This is a genomic window from Mesorhizobium sp. WSM4845 (genome assembly GCF_055811455.1).
Map to the genome: position 1 here is coordinate 301,902 of NZ_JBVVQA010000005.1, position 16,260 is coordinate 318,161.

General features: G+C 62.6%; 18 protein-coding genes and 1 pseudogene. 6 read left to right on the top strand and 13 right to left on the bottom strand.

Translation table 11 applies throughout. The features are described 5' to 3' along the window. Window positions 1-76 precede the first annotated feature (76 nt). From AC0L2C_RS08975 to AC0L2C_RS08985, 3 genes are all read right to left on the bottom strand, one after another. A complete protein-coding gene (locus tag AC0L2C_RS08975; protein WP_287064514.1) occupies window positions 77-409 on the bottom strand; it encodes a four-helix bundle copper-binding protein in 333 nt (110 codons plus the stop codon). A gap of 284 nt (window positions 410-693) precedes the next feature. Further along, window positions 694-1,215, bottom strand: a complete 522-nt coding sequence (locus AC0L2C_RS08980; protein WP_473523201.1) for a hypothetical protein — start codon at window positions 1,213-1,215, stop codon at window positions 694-696. Window positions 1,216-1,217: 2 nt separating this feature from the next. Further along, the gene (locus tag AC0L2C_RS08985) at window positions 1,218-1,397 is read right to left on the bottom strand and encodes a hypothetical protein (protein ID WP_023798529.1); all 180 of its coding nucleotides are present in this window, start codon (window positions 1,395-1,397) and stop codon (window positions 1,218-1,220) included. A 123-nt stretch (window positions 1,398-1,520) separates the two neighbouring features. Between AC0L2C_RS08985 and AC0L2C_RS08990 the strand changes: the two genes are divergently transcribed. After that, window positions 1,521-2,102 (top strand): TetR/AcrR family transcriptional regulator, encoded by a 582-nt coding sequence (locus AC0L2C_RS08990; RefSeq protein ID WP_473523217.1) that lies wholly within the window; start codon window positions 1,521-1,523, stop codon window positions 2,100-2,102. A 71-nt stretch (window positions 2,103-2,173) separates the two neighbouring features. Here the strand turns inward: AC0L2C_RS08990 and AC0L2C_RS08995 are convergent, their stop codons facing one another. The 5 genes from AC0L2C_RS08995 to AC0L2C_RS09015 are packed head-to-tail and all read right to left on the bottom strand — an operon-like array spanning window position 2,174 to window position 7,518. Continuing rightward, window positions 2,174-2,917: an amino acid ABC transporter ATP-binding protein gene (locus tag AC0L2C_RS08995; RefSeq protein WP_473523202.1), complete on the bottom strand. Its 744-nt coding sequence runs from the start codon at window positions 2,915-2,917 to the stop codon at window positions 2,174-2,176. 55 nt (window positions 2,918-2,972) lie between these two features. Beyond that, window positions 2,973-4,061, bottom strand: a complete 1,089-nt coding sequence (locus AC0L2C_RS09000; RefSeq protein WP_473523203.1) for an amino acid ABC transporter permease — start codon at window positions 4,059-4,061, stop codon at window positions 2,973-2,975. 2 nt (window positions 4,062-4,063) lie between these two features. Beyond that, complete coding sequence (locus AC0L2C_RS09005) at window positions 4,064-5,179, bottom strand: amino acid ABC transporter permease (RefSeq protein WP_473523204.1); 1,116 nt, start codon at window positions 5,177-5,179, stop codon at window positions 4,064-4,066. 60 nt (window positions 5,180-5,239) lie between these two features. Further along, on the bottom strand, window positions 5,240-6,274 hold the full coding sequence (locus AC0L2C_RS09010) for a transporter substrate-binding domain-containing protein (RefSeq protein WP_473523205.1): 1,035 nt from the start codon (window positions 6,272-6,274) through the stop codon (window positions 5,240-5,242). A 29-nt stretch (window positions 6,275-6,303) separates the two neighbouring features. Further along, the gene (locus AC0L2C_RS09015) at window positions 6,304-7,518 is read right to left on the bottom strand and encodes a trans-sulfuration enzyme family protein (protein ID WP_128168205.1); all 1,215 of its coding nucleotides are present in this window, start codon (window positions 7,516-7,518) and stop codon (window positions 6,304-6,306) included. Window positions 7,519-7,596: 78 nt separating this feature from the next. On the opposite strand from AC0L2C_RS09015, the gene AC0L2C_RS09020 reads away from it, so the two are divergent. Beyond that, on the top strand, window positions 7,597-8,493 hold the full coding sequence (locus AC0L2C_RS09020; RefSeq protein ID WP_128244947.1) for a LysR family transcriptional regulator: 897 nt from the start codon (window positions 7,597-7,599) through the stop codon (window positions 8,491-8,493). An 827-nt stretch (window positions 8,494-9,320) separates the two neighbouring features. Here AC0L2C_RS09020 and AC0L2C_RS09025 read toward each other — a convergent pair. The 4 genes from AC0L2C_RS09025 to AC0L2C_RS09040 form a co-directional block, all read right to left on the bottom strand. Then, window positions 9,321-9,548 carry a hypothetical protein gene (locus tag AC0L2C_RS09025; protein WP_128244948.1) on the bottom strand — a complete coding sequence of 76 codons (228 nt, stop codon included), beginning with the start codon at window positions 9,546-9,548 and terminating at the stop codon, window positions 9,321-9,323. A 7-nt stretch (window positions 9,549-9,555) separates the two neighbouring features. After that, window positions 9,556-9,801, bottom strand: coding sequence for a hypothetical protein (locus AC0L2C_RS09030; protein ID WP_473523206.1), 246 nt, complete (start codon window positions 9,799-9,801; stop codon window positions 9,556-9,558). 80 nt (window positions 9,802-9,881) lie between these two features. After that, a complete protein-coding gene (locus AC0L2C_RS09035; protein ID WP_128244950.1) occupies window positions 9,882-10,583 on the bottom strand; it encodes a Crp/Fnr family transcriptional regulator in 702 nt (233 codons plus the stop codon). A gap of 188 nt (window positions 10,584-10,771) precedes the next feature. Then, a complete protein-coding gene (locus AC0L2C_RS09040; protein ID WP_288141874.1) occupies window positions 10,772-10,894 on the bottom strand; it encodes a hypothetical protein in 123 nt (40 codons plus the stop codon). Window positions 10,895-10,963: 69 nt separating this feature from the next. On the opposite strand from AC0L2C_RS09040, the gene AC0L2C_RS09045 reads away from it, so the two are divergent. The 3 genes from AC0L2C_RS09045 to AC0L2C_RS09055 are packed head-to-tail and all read left to right on the top strand — an operon-like array spanning window position 10,964 to window position 15,052. Beyond that, window positions 10,964-11,620: an ABC transporter ATP-binding protein gene (locus tag AC0L2C_RS09045; protein WP_128244951.1), complete on the top strand. Its 657-nt coding sequence runs from the start codon at window positions 10,964-10,966 to the stop codon at window positions 11,618-11,620. Continuing rightward, a complete protein-coding gene (locus AC0L2C_RS09050) occupies window positions 11,617-14,016 on the top strand; it encodes an FtsX-like permease family protein (protein WP_473523207.1) in 2,400 nt (799 codons plus the stop codon). Before AC0L2C_RS09045 ends, AC0L2C_RS09050 begins: the two co-directional genes overlap by 4 nt. Then, window positions 14,006-15,052: a lipocalin-like domain-containing protein gene (locus AC0L2C_RS09055; protein WP_128244953.1), complete on the top strand. Its 1,047-nt coding sequence runs from the start codon at window positions 14,006-14,008 to the stop codon at window positions 15,050-15,052. Before AC0L2C_RS09050 ends, AC0L2C_RS09055 begins: the two co-directional genes overlap by 11 nt. A 395-nt stretch (window positions 15,053-15,447) precedes the next feature. Here the strand turns inward: AC0L2C_RS09055 and AC0L2C_RS09060 are convergent. Beyond that, window positions 15,448-15,654 (bottom strand): annotated as a pseudogene (locus AC0L2C_RS09060) (peptide-methionine (S)-S-oxide reductase); the annotation flags it as partial. 230 nt (window positions 15,655-15,884) lie between these two features. On the opposite strand from AC0L2C_RS09060, the gene AC0L2C_RS09065 reads away from it, so the two are divergent. Further along, the coding region (locus tag AC0L2C_RS09065) for a hypothetical protein (protein ID WP_473523208.1) at window positions 15,885-16,260 on the top strand (376 nt) is incomplete at its 3' end.

The following is a 16,260-nucleotide window of genomic DNA, read 5'->3' on the forward strand; positions in this document are numbered from 1 at the left end:
GGTCAAGTTCGTGTTCTTCAGATGACAATCGCAGTAACGAGGGCGCGCGGTCTGAACCGTGCGCCCTCAGCGGCTTCTAGGCGGCCATTTTCCGGCAGCTCTCTGCGCAGCGACGGCAGGCCTCGACGCATTCCTGCATGTCGCCAAAGCGCTCGCAATCATCCGCACATTCGTTGCAGATCTCGGCGCATTCGCCACAAGTATGCTTGTGGTGCTCGGAACCGATGAGCATGAAATGCGCCGATGTCCGGCAGATCTCGGCGCACGCCATCATCAGCGTAAAGTGCTTCTTCTCCGTGTGCTGGCCGCCAAGTTCGAGACAGTGGCCCATCGCGGTCGACAGGCACACGGAATAGCAGTGCAGGCATTCGTCGATGCAGCTTTTCATTTCGGGGCTGAGGTGATGCATGGAAGGTGTCCTTTCTTCGAGTTTAGAAGCGCTATGACGCTCCTGACGATCACTTTGCGTTGGTCTCAAGCCACTGCTTGAACTCGGCGATTTGGGAAATTGATGGTCGTGGTCCAGCGCGTTGGCGCTCCAGACAGAAGCAAACCGACAGCGAAGCAGATGAAAAAAGCTGCCTTCGCCCGCCGAAGTATCCGCAAGAGTGCAATGCATGACATGCTGCGTAACGGAAGCGCGAAAACTTTGTTCCGATGCGGCGGGCGCGGGTGTCGACGGAGCGGCTGCTTCTAACGCTGCGGAGCCGTCGACCCCTCATGCTGCTTCCGCCACCCGTACGGGGTCAGGCCCTGCGGCTTGTATAGCGACAGCGCCGCAGGCACGAGCAACACGAGCAGCCCTCCCGCGGCGTGGATCACAGGTGATATCCTCAGTTCCCGAAGATCAACCCTGGAAAACGTCGTCTCTGCTGCGATGTCTGACAGATAGCCAATCAGATTCAGCTGAAGCAGCAGGACGACGGTGACAAGAATATTCAGCAGAAGCTTCGCCACGACCCAGTAGTGCCGGAACAGGCCCCAATTGGTGCCCAGCGACACGACAAGCCCGGTGACCAATGAGGCGAGAACCAACGGGACGATGACATACCAGGCGGTCAACTCCATCGCGAGATAGGCTGCGCGCACCATCTGCGAATCCTTGGCTGCCAGGCCGGCGACGGCGAGAGCCAGGAAGCCTGCGACTGCGCCGAGCGTGCCGACAGAGGACGTGACATGCGCAGTGAGGGCTAACTTGCGAACGCCGGGTGCCATAATCATCGTTGTTGCACGCCGGTTTCTGTAACGCCGGAGGACGGCATGTGCCGGCCGGGACCGTGGGGCCCGCCGATACCGGTGAAGACCACAGCGACAACCAGCAGGACCAGAATGATCGCGACGATCCCCGACACTTTCACCCAGCGCGGTGCGCCGGGGTAGGGGGGCAGGTCGGCCATGTCCGTTCCTCTATCGTCTGTATCGACATATAATGGCGCTCGATTTTATCGAGACGCAATGTCTATATCAAGCCACGATGTCTCTTATCTCGACAAAGCTGCCACGTCAGGTATGTTGGGGTGATGCCGAAGCTATGGAATGAAACCATCGATGCGCACCGTCGGGCGGTGCGCGATGCGACCCTCGATGCCACCGCGGCGCTGGTGGCCAAGCATGGACTGCTGTCGGTGACGATGTCACAGATCGCCGAGGAGACGGGAATCGGTCGTGCGACGCTGTACAAGTACTACCCCGACGTTGAAGCGATCCTCGTCGCCTGGCATGAACGTCAGGTCGCCGGCCACCTCGAACATCTGATTGCCATCCGGGATGAGGCTGGCACCGCTGGCGAGAAGCTCAAAGCTGTGCTCGAGGCCTACGCGTTCATTTCTCACGAGCACCACAGCACCGAACTCGCGGCGCGCCTGCATCGAGGCGAGCACGTCGCCCGGGCGCAGCAGCGGCTCAGCCATCTCATCCGCGACCTGTTAACCGAAGGCGCAAGGATTGGTGACATCCGGGATGATATCGCGCCCGGCGAGCTTGCAATCTTTTGCCTCCACGCCCTCGCAGCGGCCAGCAGCCTGCCATCCAAAGCAGCGGTCCGCCGGCTCGTTGCGGTCACTCTGGCCGGGTTGCGGCCTCTACGCGCCAGCCGCAGGTGAGCGTGGGGGTCGTCATCACATTGCCTCACGCCACGCGCTCCATGCTGACCATACGCACGAGGAATTGCGTGCTAATGCAGGATCTGGGCCAGAAACAGCTTGCTGCGTTCGTGGTGCGGGCTCGAGAAGAACTCGGCCGGTGTGTTGATCTCGACGATTTCACCCTGGTCCATGAAGACGACACGGTCGGCCACCTGTCGCGCGAAGCCCATCTCATGGCTAACACACAGCATGGTCATGCCCTCTTCGGCCAGCGAAATCATGGTGTCGAGCACTTCCTTGACCATTTCAGGGTCGAGCGCCGAGGTGGGCTCGTCGAACAGCATGATCTTCGGGCTCATGCAAAGGGAGCGCGCGATGGCCACCCGCTGCTGCTGGCCGCCTGAAAGCTGCCCGGGATATTTGTGCGCCTGATCCGGGATTTTTACGCGATCGAGATAGTGCATGGCGACCTGCTCGGCTTCCTTGCGGCGCATATTGCGCACCCAGATCGGCGCCAGCGTCAGGTTTTCCAAAATGGTCAGGTGCGGGAACAGATTGAAGTGCTGGAACACCATGCCGACATCGCGGCGGATTTCATCGATCTTGTTCAGGTCGCCGGTCAGTTCAATACCGTCCACGACGATGCGGCCCTGCTGGTGCTCTTCCAGTCTGTTGATGCAGCGGATCATGGTGGATTTGCCTGAACCAGACGGTCCGCAGATCACCAGTTTTTCACCGCGCTGGATGACGAGATTTATATTTTTCAAGACGTGGAAGGCCCCGTACCACTTGTTCACGCCGACCATCTCGACGGCGGTGGGATCGTTTGTCATGGGCAGGGATGGAACGTGCCGGATGGCAGATACGGAAGTCGACATTGCAGCATTCCTAGTGAGCGGCCGGGCCCCGCCGCTCCAGGAAATCGGCGAAGCGGGCGAAGGAGAAGGACAGCGCAAAGAAGATCGCGCCAATGAAGAGAAAGGTCTCGGCGGCCGGCGACGGCCATTCGGGGTCGGCCAGTGCAGCCTTGCCTGAACTGATCAGGTCGAACAGCCCGATGACCAGGACAAGGCTCGTATTCTTGATCATAACGATGATGGTGTTGGCGAGCGCAGGGATCACCACCCGGATGGCTTGGGGCAGGATGACGAGACGTTGTGTGCGCCAAAAGGGCAGGCCGAGCGACGCTGCTGCCTCATACTGCCCGTTCGGGATGGCCTGCAGGCCGCCGCGGATCACTTCGGCGAGATAGGCAGCCGCGAAGATGGTGAGCGCGACAAGCGCGCGCACGAATTTGTCGGGCAGCAGCGCCTCGGGCAGGAACAGCGGCATCATGATCGACGCCACGAACAGGATGGACAGCAATGGCAGTCCACGCACGGATTCGATCAGCACCACCGCGCCGACCCGGACGGCCGGCAGCGTCGAGCGCCTAGCCAGCGCGAGCAGGATGCCGACCGGAAAGGCGATGCCGATGGCGACGACGGTCAAAATCAGCGTCACCGGCAGGCCGCCCCAGGATGAAGTCGGCACTTCGGCCAGTCCGAAGCCTCCCCCCATCAGCCAGAAGATCAAAGCGAACGCCGCCACCCAGAGCGCCAGCAGTCGTGACGTCCAGCTCGCCGGACGCACCGACCAGCCGAGCACCGCCAGAATGAGCAGGCAAACAATGGCTGGGCGCCAGCGTTCGTCGAACGGATAGATGCCGAACAGAAGTTGACCGGATTTGGCATAAATGAAGCTCCAGCAGGCTCCAGTGGCCGCTCGGCAGGCATTCGGGTCGGGGTCGAAGAGCACCGCATCGATCACCAGCCAGCGCAGCATGGGCGGCACGGTGACGAACAGCAGCGCGCCGAACAGCAGCGTGAGCGCGGCGTTGAGCGGTGTGCCGAACAACAGCTTGGCTAGGCGCCGCAGGCCGGCGAACCGGAAATGGTCCGGCGTTGCCTCGGAGGACATGGGAAGAGACATGGCCATGGTCACCGCTCCACGATGGCGATGCGGCGGTTGTACCAGTTGGCCGCGCTCGACAGGGTAAGATTGAGGGCGAGATAGGCGCCGAGGATGATGAAGACGCCTTCGATCGAGTGGCTGGATTTGCTGATGATGGTATTCATCACCGCGAGGAAGTCCGGGTAGCCGACGGCGATCGCCAGCGTCGAATTCTTGACGACATTGATGTACTGGCTGTTGAGCGGCGGGACGATCACCCGCAGCATCTGCGGGATGACAACCAGCCGCAGGATCTTGCCACGTGACAGGCCGAGAGAATGGCCGGCGTCCCACTGGCCACGACCGACCGACAAAACACCGCCGCGTACGATCTCGGCCACGAAACCGGTGGTGTAGATCGTGAGGCCGATGAGGATGGTGCTGAGCTCGGGCGTCAGTTCACCGCCGCCCTGGAAGTTCGAACCCGTGAAGACCGGGAAATCGACGGCGAAGCGAATATCGGCGAGCCACAGTCCCACGACGCCGGCAGCCAGGATCGCCGGCACAACCAACGGCGGCAAGCGACCACTCCGGGCGAGACCGTAGCTGAGCGCGGCGAGCGTCAGGGCGAACAGGATGATCAGCGCGCCTGTCATGCCGATGTCGATGCTGATGGCCGGCACGACGAAGCCGCGCATGGATGCGTAGACACCGGGCAGCGGATTCAGTGCTTCGCCGACCGGCGGCAGCACCTTCCACCACAACGAATAGAGGAAAATCAAAAGGACGATCGGCGGTGAGTTGCGGGCTATTTCAACCCAGACCCGGCAGGTACCCGCTGCCAGGGGATTGCTGCTCAGCCGGGTGATGCCGACGACGAGGCCAAGGGCGGAGGAGAAGAAGATGACAAGAGCGGAAATGAAGACCGTGTTGGCCAGCCCGACAACGATCGCCCAATAGTAGGGATCGCGCGATTTATAGGTGAGGATGGCCTCGGAAATGATGATCCTGGACGGCATCGTCAGGAAATCGAAGCCAATCGGGATACCGCGCGCCCTTAGATTGGCGAAGGTGGTCGAGACCAGCAGCGCAGCGAAAGCGATGACGGTCGTCACCAACACGCCTTGCATGATGATCGATCTGGTCTTGGCTTCGCTTAGCATACCGGCCTCGGTTCATCAGTTGAAGGGAGGGGCGCGCGCTCGGCACGCCCCGACCAAGGCTCAATCCCATGGGAAGGGATAGTTGAGACCGCCGTCTTTCCACAGCGCATTCATGCCGCGTTCGACCTTGAGCGTGCTGTCCTTGCCCAGGTTCCGGTCCCAGATTTCGGCATAATTGCCCATCTGCTTGATGACGTTGTAGGCCCATTTGTCGTCCAGCCCGAGCGGCGCGCCAAAGCCGGGCTCTTCGCCAAGCACCCGTTTGATCTCCGGATTGCCCGCAGCGAGCTTTTCATCGACGTTCTGCGCGGTGATGCCGTTCGCTTCGGCCCAGAACAGGGCGTTCATTGTCCAGCGCACCACGTCGAAGAGCTGGTCGTCGCCGCGCGCGACAGCCACGCCATTGGGTTCAGCGGCGTGGCCGACCTTGAGGATGTCGTAGTCGTCCGGATTCTTGGCCACCGAGGCACGCTGGCCTGCCGCGGCGGTGCCGTCGGTTACGTAGGAGTCGCAACGACCACCGAAAAAGGCGTCACGCGCCTGAATGGTCGAGTCGTAGTAGACCTTCTTTATGGAAATCCCGAATTCCTCCTCGGTTTCCTCAATGGCCTTTTCGGTCAGGGAGCCGCCGCCCTGCAGGCAGACGGTCTTGCCGTCGAGCAGTTTCGGCTCAGTGATGTTGTCGGCCTTGCGCACCAGCACACCGTCCGTGTCGTAGAGGTTGATCCAGACGAAACGGACAACCGTATCCCGGGTAAATGTGATGGTGGATGTGCGCGACAGGATGTCGATCTCACCCGTCTGCAGTGCCGGGAAACGTTGGCCGGCGTTGAGCGGAACGTAGCGGATTTTGTCCTTGTCGCCGAGGATGGCGACCGCGAAAGTGCGGCAGATGTCGGAATCGAAACCGCGATAATAACCTTTCTCATCCGGTCGGGAGAGGCCCGGAACGCCCTGGCTAGCGCCGCAGCTGACATAACCGCGTTCCTTGATCTTGTTGACAACGGCCTGTGCCGCCACGTCACTGATGCCGGAAACCACGCCGGCTAGCCCGATTGCCACACTGGCGAGCCACTTTAAACTTCTGCGTTTCATCTTCATTCCCCTTGTTGTTGAGGTTCTTGTTATTCGGCAGCCTTGGCACCGGCCAAGGCAGCTCCGTTCCGCCGGGCTTCGGCAAAAAGGTCGAAGGCTTGGGAAAGATCGGCCAGCAGGTCGTCCAATGCCTCGAGGCCGATCGACAGGCGCCAGACGGGACCTGGCTTCAGCCAGTCGAGGCTTGCCCGGTTTTTTCGCGGATCGCTAACGGCGATCAAAGAATGCACGCCACCCCAGCTCGCGCCGAGCCTGAACAGGCGCATGCGACCGAGAACCTTTGATTGGAGCGAGGCCAGTTCCGGCCGCAGTACGAAGGAAAACATACCTGCCGAACCGGCAAAGTCGCGTTTCCAGGCGGCGTGGCCGGGATGGTCCGGTAGGCTCGGGTGAAGGAGCTGGGCGATTTCGGTCCGCACCGACAGCCACTCCAAGATGCTGCGGGCTGTGGCGTCGGCGTGTCGCATGCGCACCGGCATGGTCATCAAGCCGCGCTCGCATAGCGCGCAGTCCTCTGGCGAAACGCCATAGCCGAGAAATCGCGCCGTATCCTTGAGGCGCCGGAAAAGAGCCTCATCACGCACGGCGAGCGAACCCATCAGCAGATCGCCATGGCCGCCGGCATGTTTGGAAAGCGCCTGCATAGAGATGTCGACGTTGTGGTCGAGCGGCTTGAACAGCAGGTGCGAGGCCCAGGTATTGTCCGCCGCCACCAATGCGCCTGCCTTGTGAGCTACTGCCACGATGGCCGGCACGTCCTGCACCTCCAAGGTGGACGAGCCCGGCGATTCCACCCACACCAGCCGTGTCGTGTCGTCAAGCAGCGCAGCTATTCCAGCGTCGAGCCGGGAATCGTAGGAAACGGCGTGGATGCCGAGCGGCCCCAGAAAACGGGCCATCATGTCGCGCGCCGGACCGTACAGTGTTTCAGGCATAAGCACCCGGTCGCCGCCACGGCAGGTGGCCATGGTCGCCAGCACGATGGCGGCCATGCCGGACGGGACGACAAGCGCGCGCGTCGCGTGCTCCAGCATGGCGATATGATCTTCCAACTGACGGCTGGTCGGCGTGCCGTAGAGCCCGTAGCTGAAGCCGTCATACAGACGCTCGACGCGACGTTCGAAGGATTCCAGATCGTCGAAGACGACGGTCGACGCACGCTCGACAGGCATCGCGAGCGACTGGAACGGCTCTTGCGAACGCTTGGGAGGATGGACATGGGAGGTGTCGTCGCGCTGGGTCATAGGCAACCATAGCCATCTCGCCCATTGCTATCTATGACCGCAACGATAAAGTTAATCCGTTTTTGATATGGCTTATCCATGAACCTGCACGACGTCGATGTCTTCAACGCAATCATGATCACGCGCGGCGCTGGCGCTGCCGCAACGCTGCTCGACACCTCGCAGCCAGCGATCAGCCGCTCGCTCGCGAAGTTGGAGGCCGAACTCGGCTTCAAGTTGTTCGACCGCATCCGCGGCAGGCTGGTACCCACGCGCGAAGGCGAACTTTTCCATGCCGAAGTGAAGGCTAATCTGGTCGGTCTCGACCGGCTGAAGCTGCGAGCGGCCCAGATCAAGGAAGTGGGCACGGGGACGATCCGTGTCGCCAGCCTGTCGGCACTGGGGCACGGGCTGGTGCCGCGCGCCATCGTGGCCTTTTCGCGCAAGCATCCGCAGGTGCGCATCAGCTATCAGGTGCGCACCTCCAATGTGGTGCGCGATCTGGTGGCGTCAGGCAGTTTCGACATCGGGCTCGCCGCTGACGAGGTGGACACGAGCGGTGTGCTCCACAGCGTCTTCAACACGCCGCGCGCGGTTTGCGTGATGCCAAAGAACCATCGACTGGCGGTGAAAGCGGTGATCACGCCGACCGATCTGGCCGACGAGGCGTTCCTGGCATTGTCGCCGGAGGACACGGTGCGGGTTGCGATGGACAAGGTCTTCGCGGCGCATGGCGTGCGCCCGCGCATCCTGATCGAGACCCCCTACGGCCTAACGATCGCCATTCTTGCTGCAAAAGGGATGGGAATCGGCCTGGTCAATCCGTCCGTTATCGCCGACCGCATGATCGCTGGCATTGTCGCAAGACCCTTCGAGCCGGCGGTTCATTTCCGAGCGCTGATCCTGCGACCGCCAGACGGCATCAACTCGACTCTGATTGCCGATTTCACGGCGGAACTCTATGCCGCGCGCAATGTGCTGTCGGCCGAAGAGTAGGCAAGGGAGCACGTCCATAGTCGCGGCAGGCCCATACCTGTCCAGCATAAGATAAAACGAGTTCCTCGAGACCGTTAAAGTTGGCGGCTGGCCTGCGCGGTGCGCGACAGGGGGGACTTCCGCGCGGCCTGCAAACCCCGATCGCCGAAGTAGCCAATCACATATGCGTCAGCTGCGCTCCCATCCAATATTTGATCCACCAAGCCTAAGACGCTGAGAGCTTTCGTCGTAGTGCCCTTCTATCGACGGCCTTTGCGGCATTCCAAACAGGATCGACATCACCGCTCAGGGAGCGGGACCGAGGGGAGACTTGTCATCCGCCTTCTGACCTGTGAGAGGCTGTTTCGATCAATTCTTCCGGGCCTCGAACTGGAAGCGTGCGGGGACCGGTCGTTGGCCAAATCTCTGAACGGCTCGTTTCGGCGCAATGGCGCCGGGTGCATGTCTGTTCACGATGTTGCCGCCGACTCTACGATGAGAGCTTTGCAGGCCTAAGCGAGGGGAGGTGCTACGCTAGCTTACCACTGACTTCGATCGGAATCTCTGCTGTTTGCACCAATCCAGCTGAATGAATCGGATCGATGCATGGGGAAAAATCGCACGTCGGCGCGCAGTATCGCGCCCTGGCGTAGAAAAGGAAGTGACTCCCGGGCCGGACAGGTTCGACAAATCGAACCGGGTGCAAAAAGGCCAGAAAAGCGATCATTTACAAGCGTTTGATGTGACAACTTCCTCAAAGCGTCGCCCGCCTTAGTGTATCGCAATGGGTAGCAGCGGTGTATCTTCGGTCAAGCGTCATGAACAGCGTTACGACGATGCTATGCCGTCTAGGGGTCTGCCGCGTCGAACTCAATGGCAAATCCCGCGTCAATGGCGCTTCTCGCAATGAGATCGCCGATTTGCCAATCGGTCAGTTCGCAAAGTGGGAACATCTTCCTCACGGCGCTGATCACTTCGAATATCGAAACGCTCGGGTTTCGAACATGATCGATCAGGTACTGGACAATCGCTTTCCGAACATCCACTGAATTTGGCTTCTGCTCCAGCGCGGACATTTCCGGCCTACGCATGGAGCCGCATTTCTGAGCCGTCGACCGCTGTTCCGTCGAAAGCGACGGGAACACCGTGAACGATGCATGTCGCCGCCAGCATCGCCTCCAATTCGGCGTCGGTAGCCTTGCAAGCCGGCATGAGTGTTCGAATGGCGCGGATTGCCTGTGCGATGGAGAGGAACCGGGCCTTGCCTCTGGAGAGGACATAGGCCTCGGCCGCGCTTTCAACCGTGACGGTGTGAAAAGTGTTGGTCATCGACAGTGCCTCCCTGCTCAACCAGTACGACATTCGGGCTATATGCGGCGGCGTTCAAGCATATGTCCGATACCGGACAATTAGGCGGAGGCCAGGCCGAAGTGACGTTGCTCCTCGTCGCCATAGGCACCATGCGTGAGCTTTATCATTCCGGCGCGGTCGACGATGGTGATCTCGCCGCGCTTGGCGTGAACCAGCCCCCGATATTCAAGCATTTGGAGGGCAGTGGTAACCCCCGGGCGCCGAGAGCCAAGCATGGTCGCCAGAAATTCATGTGTCAGGTAGACCTTATTGCCTTCAGCGCGGTCATGGACCATCAGCAACCAGCGCGCCAGCCGTTCCTCGATTTTCGAATGACCGTTGACCAGTGCCGTCCGGGACGACTGGACAAGGAACGCGTGGGCGTAGCGGAGCAGTGACTCGCGAAGGGTGGAGCTTTCTGCAACCGCAGAGCGAAGATTTTCAGCCGGCAGGATCCAGCCATTGCCGGCGATCTGGATATAGGTTTCATTGGAAGACCTGTCCTGGCCGAGAATGACTGCAACCCCGGTCATGCCGTCGTAGCCGATGATGCCGACTTCGCTTTGCCGCCCTCCGGTCATGGTGGCGACCACCGAAGCGATACCCGCCTCTGGAAAATACACTTGCTCAATCGGCTGATATGCAATCTCCAACTGGGCTTTGATACCAAGTTCGACACGATGCATTGACGGCCGTAACAGCGCGAAATCTTCTGGGGAGAGGGCTTTCAACACGCGGTTGCGCAGGAGGACTTGGGACATAGCTCTCTCCCAGACGGGCAAGAGCAGGTACCCTCTCACTGTCGGCTGCATCCGAAGCATTGACGGCCGATGTCAGATCATAGGCTCAATTACGCGAATGGCAAATCCGGCGCTCGCCGTTCGCAGAGCGGTTCTAACCCGGGCAGGGCCACGAACTTGGGGCATAGACTGACCCCGCCCGGGGAAGTTTAGATGCCCAAGTCCAGTTGCATCTTTGCAGCGGCCCGAGCATGGTTGATCAGCGCCAGCCAGTTGCCCTCGACGGCTGCTCGCCTGAAAGCTGGTAGCTCGGCCTCGTCGATCTGTTCCATCCAGCGCTTCCTCTGGGAATTATCAACTGCAGCGCTTTTCCTTTTCGCCACAGACTGTAGCTGTGGTGCATGCTGCTTTCGATCGAAGACCTGCTGAAATCCTATTCCGGCCCGGAAGGCCCGGTGCCGGTCCTGCGGGGCGTGACACTCTCGCTCGACGCCGGCGAGACGCTGGCGCTGACCGGCGAATCCGGTTCGGGCAAGAGCACGCTGCTCCACCTCGTGGCAGGACTGGACGCTGCCGACGGCGGGCGCGTCGGGCTTGATGGGCAGGAGGTCACCGCGCTCGACGACAGTGGTCGCGCCCGGCTCAGGCGAAGCACGTTGGGCATTATCTTCCAGCAGTTCAATCTCATCCCCTCCCTGGACGTCGCCGCCAACATCGCCTTTCAGGCACGTCTGATCGGCACGCCGGAACCGCAGGAGCTTTCACGACTGGCCCACGCACTGGGCCTGGAGCCGCAACTGCGGAAATACCCCGAGCAGTTGTCCGGCGGCCAGCAGCAGCGCGTGGCGATCGCCCGCGCGCTCGCGGCGCGGCCGAAGCTGATCCTCGCGGATGAGCCGACCGGCAACCTCGACGAGGCGACGGCGGACGGGGTGATGGAGCAATTCCTCGCGCTCGTGGCGGAGACCGGCGCAGCGCTCCTGATGGTAACCCACTCCCCGCGTCTTGCGGCACGTCTCGGGCGCCGGGCGCATCTCAGCCAGGGCCGCCTTGCATGACCGGCGCTGTCCTCGAGGCACTGGCTTCGCACTGGCGACGCAACCGGCTTCAATTGCTGACGCTGGTGCTCGGCCTCGCGCTGGCGACGGCCCTCTGGTCAGGCGTGCAGGCGATCAACGCCGAGGCACGCGCGAGCTATGATGCAGCTGCCGCTACGCTGGCCGAAGGCCGGTTCCACCAGCTGATGCCGCGCGAGGGGGATTCCATGCCCCAGGCGCTTTTCGTCGCGTTGCGCCGTGCCGGCTGGCTGGTCAGTCCGGTGGTTGAGGGAAGGCTGCGCGTCGGCGGCACCGCCGTGAGGCTGGTCGGCGTCGATCCGCTGACCGCGCCGCCGAGTTCCGCTGCAAGCGAAGCACTGGCCCGCACCGACCTCAACCGCTTCTTGCGCGCGGAAACGCTGGCCGCCGGCCCGGAAATGGCCGCGCTCCTTGAGGCGAACATGCCCAACCCGGTTCTGGTCGGTCAGGCGGTCGCGCCGGGCAGCGTGCTCGCCGATATCGGCGTCGTCCAGAAGTTGCTTGGCCGCGCCGGGCGCATCAGCCGCCTGATCGTCCTGCCGGAGCAGCCCTTACGGCAACAGCCGCTGGCGGATATCGCACCGGACCTCTTACTCCAGCGTGCGGACGGTGCGACCGATGTCGGCCGGCTCACCGACAGCTTCCATCTCAACCTCACGGCGTTTGGCTTCCTCAGCTTCGCGGTAGGCATCTTCATCGTCCACGGTGCGATCGGCCTTGCTTTCGAGCAGCGGCGTGGCGTGATCCGCACCCTGCGCGCCCTCGGCGTGCCGCTCCGCCGGCTGGTCGTCCTGATGATCGCCGAGCTTGTCGTGCTGGCGACGCTTGCCGGCGCGCTCGGCATCGCGCTCGGCTATCTCATCGCAGCGCTCCTGCTGCCGGACGTGGCCGCGACGATACGGGGCCTCTATGGCGCCGACGTTGCAGGCACGCTGCAGATCCGCCCGGCATGGTGGCTTTCGGGAATCGGCATGGCGCTCGGCGGCGCATTGCTCGCCGCCGCGAGCGCGTTGTGGCGGCTGGCGCGGATGCCAGTCGTTGCGAGCGCCGGCGGCCGCGCCTGGGCGCTGGGCTCGGGACGGACGCGAACGCTCCAGGCTGCAGCCGCGGTCGTGCTGCTCGCGGCGGCGGGCGTGCTGGCCGTCACTGGGGGTGGGCTGGCCGCCGGCTTCGCGCTGCTTGCCTGTCTACTGCTCGGCGCAGCACTTGCACTGCCGCCTTGCCTGGCGGCAATCCTTCGTCTTGGCGAAGCACAAGCCGTTCGCGCCATGGCGCAATGGTTCTGGGCCGATACGCGTCAGCAACTGCCCGGCCTCGGGCTTGCACTGATGGCCCTGCTGCTAGCCATGGCTGCGAATGTCGGCGTTTCCACCATGGTCTCGAGCTTCCGCCTGACCTTTGTCGGCTTCCTCGACCAGCGCCTGTCAGCCGAACTGTACGTCGATGCGGACGCGGTCGCGGACCGGGCGGCTCTGGAACGTTTTCTCGAAGCGCACGCTGACGCCGTGCTGCCGATCATGTCGGTCGAAGCGACGCTCGCCGGCTTGCCGGCGGAGATTTTCGGGGTGCGTGTCGGCTACACCTACCGCGAAAACTGGCGCTTCCTCGACGCAATCCCCGCCGTCTGGGACGAGATCGAAGCGGGCAGGGCGGTCGTAATCAACGAGCAGCTCTCGCGCCGCGCCGCGCTGCACGTCGGCCACACGCTGGCGCTCGGCCCCGGGCTGTCGCTGCCGGTCGCGGGCGTCGTCGGCGATTACGGAAATCCCATCGGCCAGGCCATCGTCGGCGAGGCGCTGTTTCGCCAGACGTTCCAAGCCATCGAGCCGAGCCGCTATGGCGTTCGCACCGGCAATCCTCAGGGCCTGCGCCGGGCGCTCACGGAGGCGTTCGACGTTCCACCCGCGCGCATCATCGACCAGGCGGCGATCAAGGCGTTCTCGCTGTCGGTGTTCGAGCGCACCTTCTCCGTGACTGATGCGCTGAACGTGCTGACGCTGGCGGTTGCCGCGTTTGCAATCCTGATGAGCCTGCTCACGCTGGCGGCGATGCGACTGCCGCAGATGGCGCCCGTATGGGCGATGGGGACCACCCAGCGCCGGCTTGCCGGGCTAGAAATCCTGCGTACCGTCCTGCTTGCCGCGATCACGGCCGTGTTGGCCTTGCCGCTGGGCCTGGCGCTCGCCTGGGTCTTGCTTGCCATTGTCAATGTCGAGGCGTTCGGCTGGCGCCTGCCGATGTACCTGTTTCCAGTCGAATACATCCGCCTGATGCTCTTCGCGCTCGCCGCCGCGCTGCTCGCCGCGCTCTGGCCAGCGTGGCGGCTGTCGCGCATGGAGCCGACCGGGCTGCTGAGGATATTCGCCAATGAACGCTAGGGCGCTCATTTTCCTGCTGCTGGGTGTCGGCAATGCCTTCGCCCAGGGCTTTGCCGGGCTCGGCACAGACGCCGAAGGCTTCGCCGTTCCGGAACCGGGCAAGCGGTTCGAGTTCCCGCAGGATCATGGAGCCCATCCGGACTACCGGATCGAGTGGTGGTATCTGACCGCGAACCTCACCGGGCCCGACGGCGCGGACTACGGCCTGCAATGGACGCTGTTCCGCTCGGCACTCGCGCCGGGCGAGGCCGAGGGATGGGAGAGCCCGCAGGTGTGGTTCGGCCATGCCGCTGTGACCAGCGCCGCGACCCACCTCTCCACGGAGCGTTTCGCGCGCGGCGGCATCGGCCAGGCGGGTGTGATTGCCAAGCCCTTCGCGGCCTGGATCGACGCCTGGCAGATGGAGGGCGACAGCCTGGACCGACTTCAGCTCAGCGCGACCGGCAATGACTTCGCCTACGACATCGCGATGCATGCCGAAGGCCCGCTCGTCTTCCACGGCGCCGGCGGCTACTCGGTCAAGTCGGCGAAAGGGCAGGCGAGCTACTACTATTCCCAGCCCTTTTTCTCAGTTGAGGGAAAGATTAGTCTGCCGGAAGGTGAGATCCCGGTGCGCGGCACCGCGTGGCTCGATCGCGAATGGTCGTCGCAGCCGCTGGCGGACGACCAAAACGGTTGGGATTGGTTCTCGCTTTCCTTTGACACAGGCGAGAAGCTGATGGGTTTCCGCCTGCGCGATGCCGCTGGCAGCGGCTTCACCTCCGCCACCTGGATCGCGGCGGACGGTGCCGTGACGCCCTACGGCGACGGCAAGCTCGTTGCGACCCCGCTGGAGACGAGCTGGGTGGAGGGGCGCGAAATTCCTACGCGCTGGCGTCTCGTCTTGCCCGACCGTGCGCTCGACGTCACCGTCGGCGCGATCAACTCTCAGGCCTGGATGGGTCTCAGCATCCCCTATTGGGAAGGTCCGGTGCGGGTGGCCGGCACACACCCTGGCAAGGGCTATCTCGAGATGACGGGCTACCAGCGACGATGACCGTGGACCCCGGCTGTGCCTGCGCGTCAGATCGTCATGGACAACTCCCGGGATACCAAGTCGCGGCACCGATAGTTAGCGATGCGGTATATCGGATCACCCAGCATTGGCTATTGTTGTCGCTTGGCAGTTAATTGTAAGAATGCGGCGATTTGGTTGAGCCTTGGCATTTAATTGTGGGATCCAGGTGATCTGATTCTGAAATTAACTGCATTTGAGACGAGACTCTCGACCTGCGGGCTTGGGCTGTCATGTTCACGGCAGCGTCAGTGAATTATTCGCGACCGCTTTGGACGTGACGCTATGGGCTACGCCGCCACAGCACTGGACGGTCCGTGCTCGGTCCCCGACGGATTCCGCGAACTGGCCGAGAAGGAGTTGTAAAGTGCAGCGGCCTACCCCGCGCGGCGAATTTCCTCTCGCTTCGGAAGCTTCCAGTTTGGTCTTGGGAAATGACAGGTGTAGCCATTGGGATAGCGCTCGAGGTAGTCCTGATGCTCCGGCTAGGCCTCCCAGAAATCGCTGACCGGCACCACCTCGGTCACGACCTTACCGGGCCAGAGCCCGGATGCTTCGACATCGGCGATGGTGTCTTCCGCAACGTGCAGCCTAGCCCCAATCCAAGCCGGATGGAATTCGCCCACGCTCGTATGCGCCTGCAAACGGGTATCGCGTGCCTCAGGACTCTGACGAACTGACACACTCCGCTGGCCTGCCTCGTCGCTCCTCGACGCGATACGGGGGAGGCATTCAGCATCGTGCTCTGCTGGCTACTCTCACCGTCGTTGTCAACAAACCCCAGCGGCGCTAAGCTCCACGCTAGGATCAGGCAATGGAAGTACCGATGTCGGAGCAGATGCACGCCAGGTTTTCCTATCAGCTTGTCGCTCTGTTCTTCATCCTTCTTCTCGCCGCGCATCCCGCCAGCGCCCAGAACCGCCCCGCTCCGACCCCGCTGTTCGACACTCCTGGCCTTGCCGCCGAGGCGTTGAAAGCCATCGCCGAGCGCATCGGGCGCGAGCCGCGGGTCGCGCTGGTGGATATCCGGGGCTCCGAGATGACCGTGCATGTGCAGGGCGCGCGCCCCCATCATCTCGACAAGTGGACCTGGATACGCGGCCGCGGCTTGATCATGGGCATGACGACGCAGATCCGCGGCCCGGAGATCGCCCAGCCGCTCGTCGCGACGCTCGACCCGACAACCGTCC

Excerpts from the sequence above, each read along its gene's own strand:
- AC0L2C_RS08975 (WP_287064514.1), bottom strand. The coding sequence starts at position 409 with ATGCATCACCTCAGCCCCGAAATGAAAAGCTGCATCGACGAATGCCTG.
- AC0L2C_RS08980 (WP_473523201.1), bottom strand. The coding sequence starts at position 1,215 with ATGGCACCCGGCGTTCGCAAGTTAGCCCTCACTGCGCATGTCACGTCC.
- AC0L2C_RS08985 (WP_023798529.1), bottom strand. The coding sequence starts at position 1,397 with ATGGCCGACCTGCCCCCCTACCCCGGCGCACCGCGCTGGGTGAAAGTG.
- AC0L2C_RS08990 (WP_473523217.1), top strand. The coding sequence starts at position 1,521 with ATGCCGAAGCTATGGAATGAAACCATCGATGCGCACCGTCGGGCGGTG.
- AC0L2C_RS08995 (WP_473523202.1), bottom strand. The coding sequence starts at position 2,917 with ATGACAAACGATCCCACCGCCGTCGAGATGGTCGGCGTGAACAAGTGG.
- AC0L2C_RS09000 (WP_473523203.1), bottom strand. The coding sequence starts at position 4,061 with ATGGCCATGTCTCTTCCCATGTCCTCCGAGGCAACGCCGGACCATTTC.
- AC0L2C_RS09005 (WP_473523204.1), bottom strand. The coding sequence starts at position 5,179 with ATGCTAAGCGAAGCCAAGACCAGATCGATCATCATGCAAGGCGTGTTG.
- AC0L2C_RS09010 (WP_473523205.1), bottom strand. The coding sequence starts at position 6,274 with ATGAAACGCAGAAGTTTAAAGTGGCTCGCCAGTGTGGCAATCGGGCTA.
- AC0L2C_RS09015 (WP_128168205.1), bottom strand. The coding sequence starts at position 7,518 with ATGACCCAGCGCGACGACACCTCCCATGTCCATCCTCCCAAGCGTTCG.
- AC0L2C_RS09020 (WP_128244947.1), top strand. The coding sequence starts at position 7,597 with ATGAACCTGCACGACGTCGATGTCTTCAACGCAATCATGATCACGCGC.
- AC0L2C_RS09025 (WP_128244948.1), bottom strand. The coding sequence starts at position 9,548 with ATGTCCGCGCTGGAGCAGAAGCCAAATTCAGTGGATGTTCGGAAAGCG.
- AC0L2C_RS09030 (WP_473523206.1), bottom strand. The coding sequence starts at position 9,801 with ATGACCAACACTTTTCACACCGTCACGGTTGAAAGCGCGGCCGAGGCC.
- AC0L2C_RS09035 (WP_128244950.1), bottom strand. The coding sequence starts at position 10,583 with ATGTCCCAAGTCCTCCTGCGCAACCGCGTGTTGAAAGCCCTCTCCCCA.
- AC0L2C_RS09040 (WP_288141874.1), bottom strand. The coding sequence starts at position 10,894 with ATGGAACAGATCGACGAGGCCGAGCTACCAGCTTTCAGGCGAGCAGCC.
- AC0L2C_RS09045 (WP_128244951.1), top strand. The coding sequence starts at position 10,964 with ATGCTGCTTTCGATCGAAGACCTGCTGAAATCCTATTCCGGCCCGGAA.
- AC0L2C_RS09050 (WP_473523207.1), top strand. The coding sequence starts at position 11,617 with ATGACCGGCGCTGTCCTCGAGGCACTGGCTTCGCACTGGCGACGCAAC.
- AC0L2C_RS09055 (WP_128244953.1), top strand. The coding sequence starts at position 14,006 with ATGAACGCTAGGGCGCTCATTTTCCTGCTGCTGGGTGTCGGCAATGCC.